The 19,749-nt window shown below is 42.3% G+C and carries 20 protein-coding genes and 1 pseudogene; 2 read left to right on the top strand and 19 right to left on the bottom strand.

Going from position 1 to position 19,749, the window contains the following annotated elements:
- Positions 1-71: 71 nt before the first annotated feature.
- From QUE24_RS07520 to QUE24_RS07510, 3 genes are all read right to left on the bottom strand, one after another.
- A complete protein-coding gene (locus QUE24_RS07520; protein WP_286305979.1) occupies positions 72-2,459 on the bottom strand; it encodes a TonB-dependent receptor in 2,388 nt (795 codons plus the stop codon).
- A gap of 76 nt (positions 2,460-2,535) precedes the next feature.
- On the bottom strand, positions 2,536-3,534 hold the full coding sequence (locus tag QUE24_RS07515) for a FecR family protein (RefSeq protein ID WP_286305978.1): 999 nt from the start codon (positions 3,532-3,534) through the stop codon (positions 2,536-2,538).
- The gene (locus QUE24_RS07510; protein WP_286305977.1) at positions 3,534-4,082 is read right to left on the bottom strand and encodes a sigma-70 family RNA polymerase sigma factor; all 549 of its coding nucleotides are present in this window, start codon (positions 4,080-4,082) and stop codon (positions 3,534-3,536) included. Before QUE24_RS07510 ends, QUE24_RS07515 begins: the two co-directional genes overlap by 1 nt.
- Positions 4,083-4,265: 183 nt before the next feature.
- Here QUE24_RS07510 and QUE24_RS07505 point away from each other — a divergent pair, with 183 nt between their 5' ends.
- Complete coding sequence (locus QUE24_RS07505) at positions 4,266-4,616, top strand: VOC family protein (RefSeq protein WP_286305976.1); 351 nt, start codon at positions 4,266-4,268, stop codon at positions 4,614-4,616.
- 15 nt (positions 4,617-4,631) lie between these two features.
- On the opposite strand, the gene QUE24_RS07500 is transcribed toward QUE24_RS07505, so the two are convergent.
- The 15 genes and pseudogenes from QUE24_RS07500 to QUE24_RS07425 form a co-directional block, all read right to left on the bottom strand.
- Positions 4,632-4,928 (bottom strand): MgtC/SapB family protein, encoded by a 297-nt coding sequence (locus tag QUE24_RS07500; RefSeq protein WP_286305975.1) that lies wholly within the window; start codon positions 4,926-4,928, stop codon positions 4,632-4,634.
- Positions 4,929-5,111: 183 nt separating this feature from the next.
- Entirely contained in the window at positions 5,112-5,636 is a 525-nt protein-coding gene (locus QUE24_RS07495; protein ID WP_286305974.1) for a lipocalin family protein, read from the bottom strand.
- 89 nt (positions 5,637-5,725) lie between these two features.
- The gene (locus QUE24_RS07490; RefSeq protein WP_286305973.1) at positions 5,726-6,121 is read right to left on the bottom strand and encodes an MAPEG family protein; all 396 of its coding nucleotides are present in this window, start codon (positions 6,119-6,121) and stop codon (positions 5,726-5,728) included.
- A 12-nt stretch (positions 6,122-6,133) separates the two neighbouring features.
- On the bottom strand, positions 6,134-6,901 hold the full coding sequence (locus tag QUE24_RS07485; protein ID WP_286305972.1) for an alpha/beta fold hydrolase: 768 nt from the start codon (positions 6,899-6,901) through the stop codon (positions 6,134-6,136).
- 288 nt (positions 6,902-7,189) lie between these two features.
- Positions 7,190-7,657: a DM13 domain-containing protein gene (locus QUE24_RS07480; RefSeq protein ID WP_286305971.1), complete on the bottom strand. Its 468-nt coding sequence runs from the start codon at positions 7,655-7,657 to the stop codon at positions 7,190-7,192.
- Between the two features lie 23 nt (positions 7,658-7,680).
- Positions 7,681-8,154, bottom strand: a complete 474-nt coding sequence (locus QUE24_RS07475; RefSeq protein ID WP_286305970.1) for a DUF4124 domain-containing protein — start codon at positions 8,152-8,154, stop codon at positions 7,681-7,683.
- A gap of 34 nt (positions 8,155-8,188) precedes the next feature.
- The gene (locus QUE24_RS07470) at positions 8,189-9,193 is read right to left on the bottom strand and encodes a class 1 fructose-bisphosphatase (protein WP_286305969.1); all 1,005 of its coding nucleotides are present in this window, start codon (positions 9,191-9,193) and stop codon (positions 8,189-8,191) included.
- A gap of 90 nt (positions 9,194-9,283) precedes the next feature.
- On the bottom strand, positions 9,284-10,099 hold the full coding sequence (locus QUE24_RS07465; protein WP_286305968.1) for a formylmethanofuran dehydrogenase subunit C: 816 nt from the start codon (positions 10,097-10,099) through the stop codon (positions 9,284-9,286).
- A complete protein-coding gene (fhcD, locus tag QUE24_RS07460) occupies positions 10,096-10,995 on the bottom strand; it encodes a formylmethanofuran--tetrahydromethanopterin N-formyltransferase (protein ID WP_007144228.1) in 900 nt (299 codons plus the stop codon). Before fhcD ends, QUE24_RS07465 begins: the two co-directional genes overlap by 4 nt.
- Complete coding sequence (locus tag QUE24_RS07455; RefSeq protein ID WP_286305967.1) at positions 10,992-12,659, bottom strand: formylmethanofuran dehydrogenase subunit A; 1,668 nt, start codon at positions 12,657-12,659, stop codon at positions 10,992-10,994. Before QUE24_RS07455 ends, fhcD begins: the two co-directional genes overlap by 4 nt.
- A 13-nt stretch (positions 12,660-12,672) precedes the next feature.
- Entirely contained in the window at positions 12,673-13,947 is a 1,275-nt protein-coding gene (locus QUE24_RS07450) for a formylmethanofuran dehydrogenase subunit B (RefSeq protein ID WP_286305966.1), read from the bottom strand.
- A gap of 102 nt (positions 13,948-14,049) precedes the next feature.
- The gene (locus tag QUE24_RS07445; protein ID WP_286305965.1) at positions 14,050-14,646 is read right to left on the bottom strand and encodes an SPOR domain-containing protein; all 597 of its coding nucleotides are present in this window, start codon (positions 14,644-14,646) and stop codon (positions 14,050-14,052) included.
- Between the two features lie 11 nt (positions 14,647-14,657).
- Complete coding sequence (gene argS, locus QUE24_RS07440; RefSeq protein WP_286305964.1) at positions 14,658-16,415, bottom strand: arginine--tRNA ligase; 1,758 nt, start codon at positions 16,413-16,415, stop codon at positions 14,658-14,660.
- A gap of 105 nt (positions 16,416-16,520) precedes the next feature.
- Positions 16,521-18,055: pseudogene (gene priA / locus QUE24_RS07430) on the bottom strand (replication restart helicase PriA).
- A complete protein-coding gene (locus QUE24_RS07425; protein WP_286305962.1) occupies positions 18,049-18,702 on the bottom strand; it encodes a primosomal protein N' family DNA-binding protein in 654 nt (217 codons plus the stop codon). The pseudogene priA and the gene QUE24_RS07425 overlap by 7 nt, the downstream one beginning before the upstream one ends.
- Positions 18,703-18,988: 286 nt before the next feature.
- Here QUE24_RS07425 and folA point away from each other — a divergent pair, with 286 nt between their 5' ends.
- Entirely contained in the window at positions 18,989-19,486 is a 498-nt protein-coding gene (folA, locus tag QUE24_RS07420; RefSeq protein WP_286305961.1) for a type 3 dihydrofolate reductase, read from the top strand.
- Here folA and QUE24_RS07415 read toward each other — a convergent pair.
- Complete coding sequence (locus tag QUE24_RS07415; protein ID WP_286305960.1) at positions 19,464-19,706, bottom strand: TIGR02647 family protein; 243 nt, start codon at positions 19,704-19,706, stop codon at positions 19,464-19,466. The two genes, folA and QUE24_RS07415, sit on opposite strands and share 23 nt — an antisense overlap.
- Between the last annotated feature and the right edge of the window lie 43 nt (positions 19,707-19,749).

Below are 19,749 nucleotides of genomic sequence, written 5' to 3'. Positions count from 1 at the left end.
TTCTGAAGTGTAATGCCTATAACATCAAATAGAGAAAACCTCCCTTGTCATGGCAACAAGAGAGGCATGTCTTAAAAGTCGATGGTGGTAGAGACGGTGAATGTACGTGGTGCACCATAAGCCATACCACTCCAGGTATCGACACCAGACCAGTAATCACGATCAAAGACATTATGAATACCGGCACGAATCGTGACATCTTTACCGGCCACCAGCAGACCATAACGTGCGCCTAAGTCGAGCCGGGTCCAGCTGGGTATCTTCTGAGTATTGGTCTGATTCACGTATTGTTTGCCAGTGTAGATCAGGTTTGCCGTCCAGGTTAACTCAGGCACCATTGGCATATCCCATTCGGCACTGATATTCGCCTGCCGCTCAGCTACACCGACAGGTGTATTACCTTTGGTTGCAGGATTATTAGTTTTATTTAATTCCGCATCCAGCAACATGAAACCACCTAATACACGGATATCCGACGTTAATTGACCGAAGACATTCATTTCAATACCTCGGTTACGTTGCTCACCCGAAACAGACGAGATATTGTTCACTGTTTGATAACTGGGCTTTTCAATCTGAAACAAGCTGACTGTCGAGGTAAACTCACCAAAATCGACCTTAGCTCCTACTTCATATTGCTTGGTTTTATAAGGCTCAAATACTTCACCCGCATTCGCTGAACTATCAGGAGCAATATCGCCTTTGCTCAGACCTTCGCTACGGTTGGCATAGAGCGATACATTTTCCCAGGGTTTAAATACTATGCCGACCATCGGTGTTAAGGCACTTTCATTGTAATGAGTAGTGACGGCACCTGTGCTGGCATTAAAGCTGTCTGATTCCACCTGCTGCCTTCTGACGCCCAATGTCAGTTGCACTCTGTCATCCAGAATAGACAAAGTATCTGCTAAGGCAATCCCCCGCAGCCGACTCTCACTGACTCTGGGCGCATGCTGCGGATTAGCAACTATAATCTCAGCCTGATCGGTCGGTGAATACAGATTATTTAAATAGGAAGAACTGGCATTGATTGTCGCTTTTTCGAGCTGATCGCGATACTCGGTTAATTGCAGCGTCATATTGTGATTAATCATACCCGTGTCAAACCAGCCTCTCAGGCCGGTACTGACGGTATATCTATCCACATTAAAATCCGCATTACTTGGTGTAACGGTCACATCACCAGATGCACTCGTAATGCTAGGGTAGCCAAATAATCTGGATACACGGGTTCTGCCTACACCGATATCAGCAAAAAGGGTTAATTGGTCATAGATGTCATATTCGGCTTTGACCAGTAATGATTTGTCATCCACCTTCGACCATTCCGAGTCCTGAGTAATATTATGTTCACCATCCGGGGCCGATGGGACATCCACACCACTGGCTAACCAGAGATGGCGCAATGGGGCATCGAGATCTTCTTTTTGATGAATAAGATCGGCTGTCACTCTCAGTTTTTCGCCCTGATAATCCAAAGCTAAGGCCCATGAATCGACCTCGCGTGATTGGTTTTCACGTTCGGTATCACCATCACTGACAGTACCGTTAAATCTGACCCCAAATTGCTCGTCATCACCAAAACGTCGACTCAGATCAAGATGGCCTTTTAACTGACTATCAGAAGCATAAGATGCGGTAAATCGTGTTAAGTCTTCATCCAGAGCACGTTTGGGCACGATATTGATACTGCCGCCAACACTACTGTTTGGTGACATGCCATAGATCATAGACGCTGGGCCTTTTATAACCTCGACTCTGTCGACATAATCAGCCAACACCCGGTAATTAGAAGCCACACCATACACACCATCAAAGGCGATATCGCCTGAATTACCTTCATTCATAGTAAACCCACGAATACGGAAAGAATCCAGCATGCCACCACTCACATGTGCTGTTCTAATTGAAGGATCTGTCGCCACTACATCGGCTAATGTCTCTGCTTGTATATCGTCAATATAATCACTGGTGAAGTTAGTCATATTAAACGGAGTATCCATCACATCGCGATTACCTAAGATACCGACACGACCTTGTTTGGCTACCTGACCACCGGCGTACTTTTCCATTTGTAATGACTTTCTTACTACTTTTGCATTGATATCAATGGCATTTAATACCACTTCATCATTTGCTACAGCTTTAATCACAAAGCCTGTCCCGGTATTTTCTGCTTTAAGCTTATGACCGCTTAATAATGTAGCTAACGCATTCTCTGGCGTGTATAAACCTTTAATTGCTTTTGCTGATTTATTTTTTACAAGATCGGTATTCACCACGATGGATATATCTGCCTGACTGGCAAGTTGAGTGAGACTGATTGATAAAAAACCTGCAGCAATGTCAATTGGCTTTTTGCCACTCTCTACTGCCGAAGCAATGGAAAGCCAGCTTAATAAAAACACCATCAGGCTATAGCGAAACCGTGCTGGTGAAAGAAAACGATTGATAAACATGAGACTCCCTTATTTCATTTGTCTTATTAACGTTGACGAATGAGATAAGGAAATCACCACCAAGAACATCATTTTATTATTTTGATGTCATCGTAATCGTTGTCCACCACGGAGTGAGTGTGCTGACTTTTATTGGGAATGAATCTGCTAATAAGGCTAATGCCTCCAGCGGCTTATCTAGAGGCAGTACCGCTGAGACATGATAATTATCTAACGGTTGATCATCAAAGTAGATATACCCTTTATGAAAACGACTCAGAATCGCAAGCACATCCCCTAACGGCATACCATCCACCATTAACTGGTGTTTGTCCCACATCAAGCTTGCATCGCTGACACTAAAGTCAGTAACCTTCCCCAGATGTTCTGCATAAACACGAATCTGCTGTCCTGGGTGAATAGGTTTAACATCACACCCTTGTCGCTGACAGGTCGCCGCTACACTAGATTCGATCACTTTCAGTAAACTGTAATCGTCCCGCTTATCCACACTAAACTCTGTACCCAGAGCGGTGAGACGACCGTGCTCTGTTCTCACTACAAACGGTCGCTGCGGATTTTTACTGACCTTGACTCGTATCTCCCCTTTCAACAGATGAATGGTTCGTTGAGTGTTATTAAAATCGACATTAATAGCGCTATCACTACTCAACGTGATAACTGAATTATCTGCCAGGGTGAAGGATTGCCATTGTCCCACATCTGTTTTTTTATCGGCCATCTTCAGCGTAATGCTATTTGGCAACCAAGTAAGTATTGGCAGAAAAACGACCATTAGCAGCACAAATGTTTTTGCCAGGGTTTGCCAGGAATGTTGATGATGTCTGTCATTGACCGAGACAGATAATGCCGCCTTCGATGCTGACCGGGGGAATTGCTGAATACTGCCCAACATGGCGTTTAACTTATCCACCGCATCGGCATGGCGCGGATCCCGGTTTTTCCAGTCAAAGAAGGCTTGTTTTTGTGTTGCTGACGGTGGGTTTTCTTCATCAGACATTAACACAAGCCACTCTGCAGCTTGAGTAGAGATATTTTCCGAATCTGTCCTTTCAGCTGATGAATTCGTGGACATTAATACGACTCTGTTTCAAACACCTGCTGACAGGCGACTAAACTTTGAATCAAATACTTCTGCACCATACTTGTGGATACACCCAGTTTTTTGGCAATAGCAGACTGGGTTAAACCATCAATATGCCGAAGAATAAAAGCTTGTCTGACATGTATAGGTAACTTATCTAACGCCTGAGAAATATTATCCAATGCATTGATCGCCACATAAACATCTTCTGCTGATGGTATTGGTTCAGCATCATCCAAGCTAACTTTTAACTCTTCTAAATACGCTTGTTCCAATAAAGAGCGGCGCCGTTTATCAATTAATAAGCGTTTGGCAATGGTCAGCAACCAAGGACGAGGTTCTTCGATTTGAGTTAAATCTCTTTGCTTACTGATAACATTAACAAAGGTGTCCTGTGTGAGATCTTTGGCATTTTGTGAACAGCCTAATTTTTTACATAACCATCCAGTCAACCAATAGTGATGATTTTCATACAACGAGGTGATGAAACTGCTTTCATCACTCGGCTGATTAAAAGCAATCTGTTTATTACTCGACATGTTCAGCGGTGAAACCGTAAAAGATATTAATGATAACTATTATCATTTAAACACATATCGTATGCAAACTTTTGTTTTTATTAGAAAGCAAATTTATTTCATTTGCATACAACTGTATTATTCCATCTATAAAACAGATTTACAGTTAGTGTCTCAACTTAAGCGATACTGCCGGAGAAAAGAATGAAACAAACGGGAAAAATTAACTACCTTGAAATTCCCTCTCAGGATTTAGACAAAACCAAAGCTTTTTTTAGTAATGTGTTCGGGTGGAAATTTATTGATTATGGTCCAGATTATATAGCCATCGAAGACGCGGGTATTGATGGTGGATTTTATAGAACGCCACTTTCATCGACTCAAGATGCCGGTAGCGTGTTGATTGTGCTTTATAGCGAAACGTTAGAGACTACCCTTGAACACGTAAGAGCGGCTGGCGGTGAAATTGTTAAAGACATTTTTTCATTCCCCGGTGGACGCCGTTTTCATTTTACAGATCCAAATGGTAATGAATATGCAGTCTGGTCCGAATAAACTCACACTCACTTTTTATGATTCATGGCGTCGTTTCAGGTAGCTACCAAATTGAAAGATAAGAAAACCTATCAGCGACAGAACAATAGCAATTTCATACCTACGGTAAGCGACTGAAAGCCCTATTGCACCTGTTAACCATATTCCAGCCGCATTGGCTGTTCCCATCGCTCTACCAGACTCTTTAACAATAGCACCACCACCGATGAATCCCATACCGGTAATCACGCCATACATCACTCGTGCTTCCGCATCACTTCCTTGATAGACATCCATTGCGACTAGCATAAAGGCACAACAAGCAATAGACACTAAAGGATAGGTTCTTAAACCGGCCCCCCGGTATCGACATATTCTCTATTCATTGCGATAGGTAGAGCTAGGATAAAAGCAATACCGATTTGATATAAATTAAACCAAACCTGATCAAAGTTAATTTCGGGCATGATGCTATCTCATTGAGTTGTAAGTCCTACCATGCCATTAGCGAGTACTTTAATTCAACGTTTTTTGTTCAACAAACAAGAGTTCTTCGGTATCAAATCCAGCTGCTTTTGCTTTATTGATAAAGCGTTGTTTTACCTCATCAGACACTGTAGGTGTTCGTGAGAGTAACCATAAATAATCATGATTCGGACCCGAAACAAAGGCATAACGATAATCATCATCTAGTTCAAAGATGACATAACTTCCATAGAATGGACCAAAAAATGAAACTTTCAGATGACCTTTATGAGGACCATCAACAAAGTAGGCTTTACCTTCTGCTTGTTTCCACTCTTTTTCTTCTGCTGAGTAACCACGGTTAATCACTTTGACACCACCATCTCCTTTTAGAGAATATTGTGCCGTGACGTTACTTAACCCCCGCTCAAAGCCATGATCTAATCTGGCTATTTCATACCAATTTCCGAGATAGCGATTTAGAACAAAATTATCTACTGCTGTCACGCCTTTTGGTGTGCCAGTACAAGCCACAGCGCTGATAACTAAAAAAAACAGCATCCCGAATAGACGCATATCTCTCTCCTTTGATTATTATTATGGATGAGGCTATATCAGTAGGACACAAACAGGCGCTATTGTTTCCCTTTAGACACTATAAAAAACTAAAATGCCAGTAAGGCTTTGACTCCAATGTATACAGCACTAAAAAAGCCAATCAAAAATACTAGCGAACGGTATGTATCCATATCGAGAATGTAGAACAACGGATGGAACAGTCGGCTTAACAAAAACAAACCCGCCGGGTAACTAAAATCTGCCAGGTTCAGGCCTGAGGCATAGGCCAACAAGCTCATAGCAGAAAATAAAATCAACGACTCCCAAGCATTATGTTGAGCGGCGAGTACCCGCGCCCCCAACCCGGTCATATGTGCTTGTTGTGCACGTGGGTAATGGTTATCAAATTTGCCAAACTGTTTATATCGACAATAGCCACCTAACATGGCCAATAACATTGGTAGAATCGCTACAATAAATAACACCCATAATAGAACTGGCATAAATCACTCGCTTTATTTAGAAAACACATTGTTTAATGCATTCATCAATGACTGTTGAAAACGTTCAGGATCTTGAATTTGAGGAGAATGCCCCAAGTCATCGAATAACACTAAATGTGATCCTGGAATCGCTTTTGCTGTTTTTCTCGCTAACACTGGGTAATTACCCAGTCGTTTTTTCACCTCATCAGAGACGAAAGCTTTACCAATCGCGGTATTGTCTTTTTCGCCAATAAATAACCAGGTCGGCACCGAAAGCTGATCAAATTCATGCACTACAGGTTGCGTTAGAATCATGTCGTAGTGAATAGCCGACAACCAGGCTGAATCTTCCTTATCTGCTTTGTATGGCATCATCAACATATCGATCCAGTGTTGATAATCATCACGCCACTGACCTGCATAATAGGTGTTTTGCTGATAGTTTCTGGCTTTTTTAGCGGTCAGACCTAACTGGTTTTTATACCAGTCTTTAATCGACACATAAGGCACACCTTTCGCTAACCAATCTTCGAGCCCAATGGGGTTTACTAGAAATAAAGCATCAACATTATCCGGATACAATAGGGCATAACGTGTGGCTAGCATTCCACCCATTGAATGTCCGACTACCACTGCTTTATCAATTTTTAACTGGTTTAACAGGCTTCTGCTATTGGTTGCCAGTTGATGAAAGCTGTACTGATAATCAATAGGCTTGGATGATTTGCAAAAGCCTATCTGGTCGATTGCCACAACACGATAACCGGCAGCTGACAGCGCGCGGATAGTCTCCCCCATGTGGCTGCACAGAAGTTTTTACCATGTAACAGAACGACGGTTTTCCCGTTCGCTTCAGTAGTCGGTTTTACATCCATATATGCCATTTCAAGCTGCTTTTTCTGGCTGGAAAGAGACATAAACTGGACTGGATAAGGATAGTCAAAATTCTCTAATCTGAAACCGGATTTATTCTTTGCTGATGCGGCGCTGCAGATGAGCAACAAAACGACAAAAAAACTCAGGATGCGGAACATATATGTCATCACTACCTTATTACCTTTTTAAACTTAGTTTGCCTTAACATCATTAATGATATTTGGCGGCTGTAATGAAAATATTAAATGATTCACACCAAATCACTACAGCCTGATAATCAGTCGGACTAATACCCTCAGGCATATCCAGCATAAAACCATTAAAGGTTCTGACATCACCTACTTTTATCATCTTATCTTTATTGGCTAGAAACGCTTGTTTCGTTTCAACAAACAGAGGAGATAAATACAACTTGTAATCTGGACCAGGTGTAATCTGTCCATCAAAGGCGATCTTGTCAGCACTGATGTAGACCGTGCCGCTACCATAATGCAGCACATCACTCCCCTCAAGATCACGTTCAAAGTCGCCGGTGAATAGTGCTGAGGTGGCCACTTGACCAATCTCAACCATCGAAGGTTTATCTGGCTGCGTGAGAATAGGTAATGCATAAATGCCCAAGGCAAACCCCATTACCAGCATGACACTATGAGTGAGTAACAGTAATACTTTCTTCATCGCACTCCCCTCTCATATGACTATCATCGTTGAGCAGATAGCGTTTGTATATGGTTTTTATTGTTTTCTATTTCCTGCTGTAAGTGTTTTATTTCTTGTAAATGCTGTTGCAGCACTACTCGCATATTTTCTAATACTGTGGGATCACGTGTGGCAACCATGCCATTACCCACATCATAAGTCTGCTGCTGCAAGGCCTCATATTTCGCCTTATTTTCTACCGCCAAATCATCAATTTGGCGTTGTAGCGCTATATTCTTTTTCTTGAGCGTTAAAATTTCTTGAATTCGCGCATCTTCTTTGTAAGCGGCCGTGCGTTGCTTTTGTTGATCAATATCGTCTTTAGAAGGCTGATGAAGTTTTATTTCAACCTTTTCAGACTGTGACAGGCAAGGTTTATCCTGAAAATGCACCTGGCCTTTTTCAGCACATTTATAAATATCTGCCTGAGCAACCATGCTGATGCCCAGAATTAGTAACAATAAAACACGTAACATCCTTAACCTCCAAAATCCTTTTGGGATGGACAACTCAAAGATGATAAGACTCCAGTCTTTCTACCTCATGTTTTGAGCCCAGAATAACGGGTACACGCTGATGAATAGATTCGGGTTGTAGAGACAGAATACGTTCTCTACCCGTACTACTAGCCCCTCCTGCTTGCTCAATGATAAAACTCATCGGGTTGGCTTCATACAGCAGTCGTAACTTCCCACCTTGCTGTGCGATACGACTATCGAGTGGATACATAAAAATCCCTCCACGTGTCAAAATGCGATAGACCTCGGCGACCATGGAAGCATTCCAGCGCATATTGAAATTCTTCTCACGCACACCATCTACACCTTGAATACATTCATCAATATAGCGTTTAACGGGTGGTTCCCAATAACGCTGGTTCGACATATTAATTGCAAACTCAGACGTGTCCTCTGGGATCTGCATATCCGGATGAGTCAAAATAAACTCACCCACTTCTCTATCCAAGGTAAAGCCATTTACACCAAAACCAGTGGTAAGAATGAGCATAGTGCTGGGACCATACACACAAAAACCGGCGCAGACTTGCTCTTTGCCTTTTTGTAAAAAATGTTCGTGACTGGGATTTTCAATGCCTTCAGGACAGCGTAATACGGAAAAGATGGTACCTACGCTCAGATTGATATCGATATTGCTCGATCCATCTAATGGGTCAAAACAAAGTAAGTACTTACCTTTTGGGTAATCATCAGAAATAGTGATAATGTCATCGATTTCTTCTGACACCATCGCCGCCAGATGACCGGTCCAGTTTAAGTGCTCCACCATGACATCATTGGTCAGAATATCGAGTTTTTTCTGATGCTCGCCCTGCACATTATTGCTGTTAGCGTAGCCTTCCAGACCTAAAATACTACTTCGATTGACCAGGTTTGCGATTTTTTTACAGGCACTAATGACATCATTCAACAGTCCTGTTAAATCACCTGTCGCTGATGGGTGAGCACGTTGCGTTTCAACAATGAATTGATTAACTGATTGTCCGATATCAGACATAAAGACATCCCCGTCATTAACACATTAAAGCTATCATCATTTCTAACACGGAGAGAAAAGAAACCCGGCTAGAAGCCGGGTTTTTCTGGTTTAAATCTTAATTAAAATCTCACCCATGCCTATGCCGGAAACATCGCCAGCATAGCGTTGAACACGTGAAAAAGGTTCAATCTCGGCAAACTTGGTATCAAACTTTTTAAATGACGCAAACATCAGCGGCAAAAACGCTAATGTATGTGAACCACAATCATTAAAGTTAGCAGATATACCTTGTTTCGGTGCTGAGGTCAGTAATAAGGTGCCACGTTTCATCGCGTAACCAAAATGTTTACCCACGTTACCTAATACGGCAATCGTCCCTGACACCATTCTTGAGCCACAGTAATCACCGGCATCACCTTCAATAAAGATATAGCCGCGACGCATGTGATCACCTGTTCTTGCACCTGTATTACCAGTGACAATCACAGTACCACCCGTCATACCATTCTTATAACCAATACGGGCACCACCCAGGAAATCACCGGCATTACCATTAACCTTAATGGTACCGCCTTTCATTTCACAGGCAGTGTAAATGCCGGTATTACCATTAACGGTGATATCGCCAGCTTCCATAAACTGTCCAAGATAAGCGCCTGCATTTCCATCCACAGTTATCTTACCCGTGGTTATTGCATGACCGATATGATCCAGTTTATCTGAGGCTTTAGCGAAATGAATATTCGCAACATCATCACCCTGAATATCAAAAATCTCATCCGTACGTACAGCTTGGTTACCAACCACTAGGGTGGTTGCTGCAATTTCCGCCGTTGTTTTATCAGCCAATTTGTCGGCTGTTAATGGTGAACAATCCACCCGCTGTGCAGGTGATGTTTTTAACGTGAATGTTAATGCACTCATGCCATGATCTCCTGCAAGTGGAAGTGGTATGGACCTAATTTACCGCCATAGTTACCCGCGCTGATACGACGAATACCATTTTCAGCACCTAAATCACAGACCGCCTGTATACCCACACGCATTGCTTTATCAATATCTTCTTTGGTCAAACCGTCAATTACAATTTCCATGACCGATTCAACTTCTGGTGATAAATCACTCTTAGTCTGACCTTTTAAGGTCGGACAGAAAGCATCATTGGTAGACGCATTCAGCGCTTTAAACTTGGAGCCCACTTTAGAACCTGACCTTACAACCCCGCCCGGGAAAGGCATGATGACGTTTGGAATTTTTCTCATTTCTTCAATCGCCGCTTCACACGCCGCTAATGCTTGCGCTTGTGATTCAGCTAAGACCAGGAAGTTACCACCGCCGACAGAGTCATGAACACCGGTCTTTTCCTGTGTTAAAAACTCACCATCCATGACAGGAATACGCCAGTAACGTTTACCATCAATCATTTTCGAAATCTGGAAACCGTCACCGAAATAACGCAAGTTCTGACCTAGAGCGATTTCTTTTTCGCTGTTATCCAGTCCAGAAAACAAGGCTGATGTAGGTGACGTTAAAATACATTGGCCAGCACGCGTTTCTACTTGTTTCGCCAGACCTTTACCACCCATTGCAAAGATAAGTACTGAGACACCTGGACGACCATCCGGTGTTTCACTCGGATCCAGTTCGCGCTCAATACCTGCTTCACAACCACAGGCGATAACAGAAGTCGCAAAACCGGTGAATGCTTGTGCTGAAATCATGGCCCATTTGGCATTTAATGCTGTAATAATCAGCCGTGTGCCTTTCATTGGAAAAGCTTCAGCAAACGTCTCATCTATAGTGACGCCGTTGATAATCATAACTTGCCTCCTTTTTTCAACGGCTGTACGGTCAAACTTCCGCGGCCATCATCAACGATTTCATCATCACTGATTTTGAAGTTACCCATGGTCATTGTGTGATATTTATCGAAGTATTCTTTTAATGGTTTTTCAATACCTTTGTCATATTCAGGTTTGACCACATGCGTCGTACCCCAAGTGACTTTAACCAGCTCGCCGTTTTTCACAACAATATTGCCATCTTTAAACACATAATCTGGTGAAGTGAACATCTTTTCACGATCAGCATGATCGGTATACACCGTAATATCTGCAGCAGCACCGACACCTAAATGACCACGGTCAGCCAGTCCAACCAGTTTTGCTGCACCAGCACGCGTCATAATCGCAATATCATAAAGACTGTATTCACGATCCAATGAGGCTAGATGGGTGGCATTTTGTGCTTCTGGATGCAGCGTAGACAGCATATCGTTACGGAAAGACTTATCCATCAATAATTTAATTAAATGTGGGTAGCTGGTAAACGGTGCACCATTGGGGTGATCTGTGGTCAGGAAGATACGCCATGGATCATCCACCATCAGGAAGGTTTCCAGACCAATCATCCATTGCAAGGCATTTACAAAGCTTTGATCTTTGTATTTGAATGGAACAACACCACAACCACCATCACATTCGATATCCATACACACCCATTTATTAGGATGGGCATGTTTGCTGCCATCAAACTGACGCATATTATCGCCAGAGGCGGTCACTGTCTGACCAAACAGAATCTGACCAACGTCAACGGTGATATTTTTGTTTCTATTGATAGATTCAGCGATCTCAGCTGCACCTGATGAGAATTTAAAGTCCCCTTCAGTGCCATAACTATGGAACTGAATATGGGTTAAATGCATCGGCAAGCCTTCAATACCTTGAATCGTATCGAGTGTCGTATCTTTGTTACCTGGTACACCTAGATTACAACCATGAACATGTAAAGGATGTGGCACACCCAGTTCAGTCACCGCACGAGATAAACGCTGCAAAATCTCACGTGGAGAGACGTTATAAAAACTGTTTTTCTCATCCAGATCCAACTTACGTTGGTTAAATTTAAATGCATTAATACCACCGGGATTGACCACTTTCAAACCAATAGCCTGACTGTGTGTTAATGTCCAGGCCACATAGTTATTAATGGCTTCCTGATCTTCATTGGCCGCCATCATGCGTAATAGGAAGTCATCGCTTCCCAACATGGCATAACCACCTTTATCGATAATCGGTGTGTCATGCATTTCCATATGTGCCTGACGCGCATTAACTGGCATCACCGCAGGTTCAAATCCGGCTGTGTAGCCCATTTCAGCGTAACGATAACCTGTTGTTAGCGTACTTGGTGCAGCATGACCGCTACCGCTTCGCATGAGTTCTGTACGTTCAATTAACGATTCGGCATGATCTTCCGGTAGCATAGTACGGGCAATATTGACCTTACCGCCACCAATATGGGTGTGCATATCGATCGCGCCAGACATAACGACTTTGCCACGGACATCAATTTCTTCGTCGACTTTTCCGTCCGCTGGTGCGTCTACAATTCGACCATCGCGGATATAAATATCTCTCACTACATCATTTTGCCCATGTTCTGGGTCAAAAATGCGTCCACCTGTTAATTTTGTCAGCATATTTTTTCTCCGTTTACAGGGCTTTCTCAACAGCCGTTAATACCTCATGTGTGCTGGGTAAACCACTGTCACGTAATTTTGTAAGTGGAAGTGATACTGAGCTATCACAACGGAATGTTCGTCCTACATGGTCGATACCGGGAACCCCCACCGGAATAAAGACTTCTGGTTCACTCTCAAACGTCATTCCAGAACGGCCTAAAACAACTGTTGCTGCGTCAGTTTTTGGTGGCGTTAACTTCGTGTTGAAACTGGAAATCCAAAGCAGACAGTCCACTTCTCCCTCATCCAGCATACGTTGTCCACGGTTCAGGAAGGGATCGTAATCAGGCATATTTCTGCTGAAGCTGGTTCGCATCGGATAGCCAGCTTGCCAGGATGACACGGCATTCACTGTGGTATCACCATCTTTACCACCCAACATTAATCCATTACAACGCCTGGTTTCATTGATCTCTTTTATCATTTCACACAGGTTTTGAATGCTTGCTTCAGCATGCTCCATACTCATTTCAGAGCCAGACCAAGTAAGTACAGAGTATTTTGCAGTATTAATTTTTTCTGCCAGCTCAGCAAGTTCGGAAGTGGCTATCCCACCCACAGATTCTGACTGAATTGTTTTGCCTTTGACTAAGGCCCTTAATACAGAAATGACTTCTGGCAAATCATCAATATCACACGGTAATACACTGGCTTTTCTACCTGCAGGAGAGGTGGAAGCGTCACCAGAAGGTGATTTACCGAGATAAATAACTTCCCTTGACTCAATATCCTGACCAAACATACTTTCTTGTGGCCAGATCATGCGCTCATAAAACCGAGGAAAGCCTTTTTCGATATCACTACCGACAACAATCAACAAATCAACACGATTTCTGACCTCAGTCAGTGTGGTTGTCATGTAACCAGTGTCTTGTAGTACCAGAATATTTTTGAAAGCGTTATCAGAATAAAAACTATCAACCGTAGCTCGCGTCATATCGGCGAGTGACATTGCCGCCCTGGCACCATTTAAATCAGTCGCCATTCCACCTATTAGAGGTTGTTTGCTTGATTTCAGCAAACCTGCAATGTGATTGACTGCTTGTTCAAATGAAACATCCTGACCTTTTATTCGTGGTGAAAGATCAGTTATCGGTGTCTCAAAACCAGGTTTGGTGACCGCATCGCCATTCTCTTTCACCGTGATGGTATTACCCTTAACTTCGATGACCAAATCATCAGAAGCAATACCACAAAAAGGACTGACTACATCTTCAAAGATGTGAGTTTCTGTATTGTCCGTCATGTCGGTGTCCTCAATTACTCAAATTACAAAACTGAAATCAGTAGCGCTTGATAATAAACAGCCTGGACCATGACAGTCACGAATTTATTCAACTTTCTATTATCAATTGTGTTTGGCCCGTAACAGTAGCGAGTCGATATTATTTTCACGTAATTGCTTTTGCAAAGCATCTGCCTTGCTGCGACCAGCAATAGGACCCACCTGAACTCGATGCCAGGTTTCTTTATTGTCTATAGTAACGCTCTGAACTTTAGACTCAATACCTAATAAGGCTAACTTCGCGCGAAAACCGTCCGCATCCGCAGCCCTCTTGAAGGAACCAACTTGTATCATATAGCTGACATCAGTTTCAGCTGACGTTTCCGCTTCTGTACTATTTGTGGCCTCAGCAGCATCTGAATCATCAGAAGGCGAAGTGACGATCGGTTGTGACCCTTTATTTTTCTTATCCACCATCACTTCCATCTCAGGAAGTAAGGTATAAAAATCAAATGTGGGTTCAACCCCTTCCTTCTTTTCAGGCTTTTTCTGCTGTTTAGACTCCGTTGTTTTTACACTACCAGACTTATCGGCTGGAACATTATCTTTAAGGTGCAGTAAAAACATCACAAAAGCACCAACAGCAAAGCTCAACAACATCGGTCCCCATGGTAGGGAACGGGATGATGGCTCGTTACGTGTATTTCTTTTTGCCGCCAAAGCTCAACCTCTTACATCGACTCAGGCGCTGAAACACCCATCACAGATAAGGCATTTCTAATCACTTGTCTGACTGCTGAGACCAGTAATAAACGTGCCTGACTTAACTCCACATCATCCACAATAAATTGATGTGCGTTGTAGTAAGCGTGAAAATCTCTAGCCAAATCAGTCAGATAGTGAGCCAACAAATGAGGGGTATGATTTAATGCTGCTGTTTCCAGAATTTCTGGATAACGTGACAGCATCGTCATTAATGTCTCTTCCTGAGGTTCTGTCAGTTTGTTCAGGTACTGTTTTGCACTATCTGGATTCCAGTCTTGTCCGCGCTCAGCCAGCTGTCTGAAAACACTACACACACGAGCATGAGCATACTGTACGTAATACACGGGGTTATCATTGCTTTGAGATTTTGCGAGCTCCAGATCAAAATCCATATGCTGATCAGCGCCACGCATCACATAAAAGAAACGCGCTGCGTCTTTACCCACTTCGTTACGTAATTCACGCAACGTTACAAACTCACCGCTTCGGGTAGACATACCTACTTTTTCAGTTCCCCGGTATAACACCGCAAACTGCACTAATAAGACATTTAATTTGTCTGCATCAAGTTGCATTGACTCGACAGCCGCTTTAACGCGTGGGATGTACCCATGGTGATCAGCACCCCAGATATCAATAATACGATCAAAACCACGTTGGTATTTGTTGAGGTGATAAGCAATATCAGAAGCAAAATAGGTAGCTTGGCCATTATCACGCACAACAACACGATCTTTTTCATCACCAAATGCCGTGGATTTAAACCACCATGCCCCTTTGTCCTGATACAAGTGACCAGCAGCTTTGAGCACTTCAACCGCTTTGTCTACATCGCCTGACTCAACGAGGGAACGTTCGGAAAACCATTCGTCATACTCTGTACCAAACTCAGCCAAGTCATCACGAATGTCATTCAGGATGGCATTGAGACCTTTATCAAAAATAATCCGATAATTGGCTTCGCCTAATAAGCTTTTCGCTTTATTGGTCAATGCATCAATATGCATTTCTTTGTCGCCACCATCAGGCTCATCCGCAGGGATATCTTCAAAAACCTGACTGGCCGAAAGTAAAAACTGGTTACCGAACTCAGTTTTTAACTCACCTGCAATATTTCTTACATATTCGCCTTGGTAACCATTACTCGGGAAAGTAAACACTTCACCAGATTCATCCAAATAACGCAGCCAGACACTGGTAGCCAGTATATCCATTTGTCTGCCGGCATCATTCACATAATATTCGCGGTGAACGTCAAAACCGACCGCGGATAGCAGGCTACTCACAACAGAGCCATAAGCAGCACCACGACCATGCCCGACATGCAAAGGTCCAGTTGGATTCGCGGAAACGTACTCTACCTGTACCTTCTTACCCTGCCCAACTTGGCTTAAACCAAACTTTTCACCTTGCTCAAGTACATCTGTGATGACTTTCTGATTCGCTTCAGCAGAAAGGAAAAAATTGATAAATCCAGGGCCGGCAATCTCAACTTTGGTAACAAACTCTGTCGCGGGCAATGCTTCAACGATTTCGGTGGCAATTTGACGAGGATTCATTTTGGCTGGTTTGGCCAGCATCATCGCGATATTGGCGGCAAAATCACCATGAGATTTATCTTTAGTTCGCTCTATCTGTATCTCAGGTAGCTCAATGTCTAAAGCGTGTTTTTGAATAAACGTAGATAAAGCCTGACCGAGCAGGTTTTTCAGTTGATTTTTCAACGTTAATGAACCTTGAATGCAATTTGAATAGTGTCGCGCATTTTACCCGATCATCCACTCGGTTTACATCCTTGATTGTCTCAAGTTTGACTACTGTATGCCTGCTTAAAGAATATCGACCGGATCGATATCAATAGACCACCTTACCTTTCGCGCCAGTTTATGTCTTGAAATCACACTGATATGTTGATCCAACAGTTGGTGTAAGGGTTTTCGTTGTGCACTACTTAATAATAATTGTGCTCTGAATCGTCCTCCCTTTTTTCCATAATGGCAGGGACAGGACCTAAAATGAGGACATCCTCAGCGAGTTGTTGATGACACTGTGCGCTGAATGCTTCTAAAAAAGCGGTGGCTTCTTCTCTATCAGCAGACTCAGCTCGAATGACCGCCCAGTTTGATGCTGGAGGTAATGCCATTTCTATTCGTTCTTGTAATAGACTTTCTGCCGTTTTTTTGTATCCATTGGAGATCAATGTTTTCCAGAAATTATGTGCGGGCTGTTCAGTCTGAATAATAACTTCACCAGACTTTTCTCCTCTACCAGCCCTTCCTGTGACTTGAGTAATCATTTGTGCCAGATTTTCTGTGGCTCTGAAGTCTGCACTATATAGGCCTTGATCCGTATCAAGCACCCCCACTAAAGTCACATCATGGAAGTCATGACCTTTTGCCAGCATTTGCGTGCCCACTAAAATTCTCGCTTCTCCCTGTTTGATATCAGCGACTAAGTCAGAAAAAGCATTCACTCTTTGTGTGGTATCCCGATCTACCCTAATCACCGGCGTTTCGGGAAAAAGTTGTTGTAAATGCTGCTCTATTTTTTCTGTACCAGCTCCATAACTTTTAAGAGAGCTGGATTCACATTCAGGACATTCCTCAACTAAACGCTGAATATAGCCACAGTGATGACAAAACAGAATATGACGATGTTGATGAACCACCATTCTTGCATCACAGTGTTTACATTTTGCTTGCCAGCCACAGTCGTGACACATCAAAACGGGAGCATAACCACGCCGATTAATAAACAAAATGACTTGATTGCCCGCATCAAGATGTTTTTTTATTGCCTTAAGTAGGATGTCACTAAAACCGTGATCAGGATTAGCCTGACTACAATCAACTAAACGTACTTTGGGTAATTGAGCACTTCCTGCACGTTGTGTTAATTCCAGAAGTTCAAAGCGTTGTTTTTTTACTTGATACAAACTTTCCAGAGAAGGCGTCGCACTTCCCATTACGATAGGAATATCGTACTTCTGAGCTCTAATCAACGCGACATTTCTGGCGTGATAGCGCAAACCATCCTGTTGCTTGTAAGAACTGTCATGTTCTTCGTCAATAATGATAAGGCCAGGTTGGCTTAAAGGAGTAAAAACGGCAGAGCGTGTACCAATAATGACATGAGCTAATCCTGCTTTTGCTAATAGCCAGGCTTGTTTTCTCTCTTTATCAGACACGGATGAGTTTAAGATGACAATGGTTGTATTCAATCTTTTCTTGAATCGATCAACAAATTGACTCGTCAGACCAATTTCTGGGATAAGTATTAATACTTGCTGATTGTCCTTTAACACCCTTTCGGTGAGTTCAATATAGACTTCCGTCTTACCACTTCCTGTTATTCCTTCTAGCAAAAATGGTTGAAATTGGTCCTTTTTTTCCAAACGTTTTCTACAATGTTTTGTTGTTGATCATTAAGTTCTAAATCAAAATGAAGTTCATTCCTTGCTATCGGTAACTTTGCTTTTTGTTGTTGCGATATAAGACCTGCTGTTTCAAGCGATTTTAAAGAAGTATTAATATTTCCAAGGTAATGCTTTAGCTGGGATTGACTAATACCGTCAGGATAATCATTAAGTAAATCTAAGCACTGCTGTTGTTTCGACCCTATTTTTTTCTCTACGGTTTTGTTAGTTCTGCTCCACCAATTTTCTGTCTCGATTTCTGCAGGTTTGCCTGTTCTTAAGAGTTTAGGTAAAGCCGTTTGGAAACATTCTCCTAAAGGATGATGGTAATAACGGCTTACCCATAACAATGTTTGTATTAACTCTTTTGGAATGAGGGGCTCATTGTCTAATTTTTCTTCAATGGGTTTTAACTTGGCAATTTCTGTTTGTTCAGTGACTTCGCTAATTTTCATAACGATGCCAGTACAGAGTCGGTTAGCAAAGTTTATTTTTACTCGTGCTCCTATCTTCCACTCTGTGATGGGTAAGTCAGAGGTGTAATCAAACAATTGTCTGAGAGGACAGGGTACGCTAATGTGAAGTATGCAAGTCATTAATTAAACATAAAGAAAGAAAGATATTTTTTTAGTGATGTTAATGATTTATGCCTGTGGATTGTTGGATAGTTCTTATTACAACATATAAATCAATATTTTATCTGTGTTACGACATGTTAATAACTACAAAGCTGCGCAGTCTAAATCTTGTGGATAAAAAGACGAGTTATCCACAGGAAAAGTTATCCACAACTTGTGATCGATCTTATAGGAATCTTATACAGCAGTTATCATGGATAAAATTTAGTCTTAATTGGGCAATAAAAAGGTCTTTGGAGAGTCAATGAAAATAGCAATGATTGTGGCAATGGATGAGCAAGGTGTGATTGGTAAAGATAATGATTTACCTTGGAAAATATCAGCGGATTTACAGTTTTTTAAACGGACAACAATGGGCAAACCTATCATTATGGGTAGAAATACACATGAATCTATCGGTAGACCTTTGCCAGGCAGGCGAAATATTGTCGTGACGACCCAACAGGGCTACATCGCACAAGGCTGTGAAGTCGTCCACTCTGTGGAGCAAGCTCTTGAAGAGTGTAAGGATGTGGATGAAGTGATGATAATGGGAGGTGCATCGTTATATAAACAATGCTTCCCACTATGCGACAAACTCTATATTACTCAAGTCCATACCACGATTGATGGTGGAGATACCTGGTTTCCAGAATGGGATCGTTCCGACTGGACTTTACTGAGTTCAGAAGACTATCAAGCCGATGAAAAAAATCAATATGACTATAGTTTCAGACTTTTTAAACGGATTCAGAACGTATGATTTGTAAAGCGTGCTGTAAGTGTTCAGCCGCTTCATAACCGAGATCGGTCAGATAGCCACCATCATGTTGACTGATAAGTCCTTTTTTATATAGGTTCTCAGTGGCATCAATCATTTCCTGTCTGGCATTATGATGGACTTTAATACCCGCCTGAGTGCTATCCAGAGGGAATTGAAGTAAGACTTCGATTTCTTCTATTAGGTATTTGTTGATTGTCATTGTCTGAGCCCTTTGTTGTATTTATGGATTTAACATAGCATAA

This window comes from Methylophaga marina (genome assembly GCF_030296755.1).
GTDB lineage: Bacteria > Pseudomonadota > Gammaproteobacteria > Nitrosococcales > Methylophagaceae > Methylophaga > Methylophaga marina.
Note: the sequence above shows the minus strand (reverse complement) of the source record. Positions and strands in the feature narration are given on the sequence as shown.

Coding starts and splice junctions, on each gene's coding strand:
- QUE24_RS07520 (WP_286305979.1), bottom strand. CDS start 2,459: ATGTTTATCAATCGTTTTCTTTCACCAGCACGGTTTCGCTATAGCCTG.
- QUE24_RS07515 (WP_286305978.1), bottom strand. CDS start 3,534: ATGTCCACGAATTCATCAGCTGAAAGGACAGATTCGGAAAATATCTCT.
- QUE24_RS07510 (WP_286305977.1), bottom strand. CDS start 4,082: ATGTCGAGTAATAAACAGATTGCTTTTAATCAGCCGAGTGATGAAAGC.
- QUE24_RS07505 (WP_286305976.1), top strand. CDS start 4,266: ATGAAACAAACGGGAAAAATTAACTACCTTGAAATTCCCTCTCAGGAT.
- QUE24_RS07495 (WP_286305974.1), bottom strand. CDS start 5,636: ATGCGTCTATTCGGGATGCTGTTTTTTTTAGTTATCAGCGCTGTGGCT.
- QUE24_RS07490 (WP_286305973.1), bottom strand. CDS start 6,121: ATGCCAGTTCTATTATGGGTGTTATTTATTGTAGCGATTCTACCAATG.
- QUE24_RS07485 (WP_286305972.1), bottom strand. CDS start 6,901: ATGGGGGAGACTATCCGCGCGCTGTCAGCTGCCGGTTATCGTGTTGTG.
- QUE24_RS07480 (WP_286305971.1), bottom strand. CDS start 7,657: ATGAAGAAAGTATTACTGTTACTCACTCATAGTGTCATGCTGGTAATG.
- QUE24_RS07475 (WP_286305970.1), bottom strand. CDS start 8,154: ATGTTACGTGTTTTATTGTTACTAATTCTGGGCATCAGCATGGTTGCT.
- QUE24_RS07470 (WP_286305969.1), bottom strand. CDS start 9,193: ATGTCTGATATCGGACAATCAGTTAATCAATTCATTGTTGAAACGCAA.
- QUE24_RS07465 (WP_286305968.1), bottom strand. CDS start 10,099: ATGAGTGCATTAACATTCACGTTAAAAACATCACCTGCACAGCGGGTG.
- fhcD (WP_007144228.1), bottom strand. CDS start 10,995: ATGATTATCAACGGCGTCACTATAGATGAGACGTTTGCTGAAGCTTTT.
- QUE24_RS07455 (WP_286305967.1), bottom strand. CDS start 12,659: ATGCTGACAAAATTAACAGGTGGACGCATTTTTGACCCAGAACATGGG.
- QUE24_RS07450 (WP_286305966.1), bottom strand. CDS start 13,947: ATGACGGACAATACAGAAACTCACATCTTTGAAGATGTAGTCAGTCCT.
- QUE24_RS07425 (WP_286305962.1), bottom strand. CDS start 18,702: ATGACTTGCATACTTCACATTAGCGTACCCTGTCCTCTCAGACAATTG.
- folA (WP_286305961.1), top strand. CDS start 18,989: ATGAAAATAGCAATGATTGTGGCAATGGATGAGCAAGGTGTGATTGGT.
- QUE24_RS07415 (WP_286305960.1), bottom strand. CDS start 19,706: ATGACAATCAACAAATACCTAATAGAAGAAATCGAAGTCTTACTTCAA.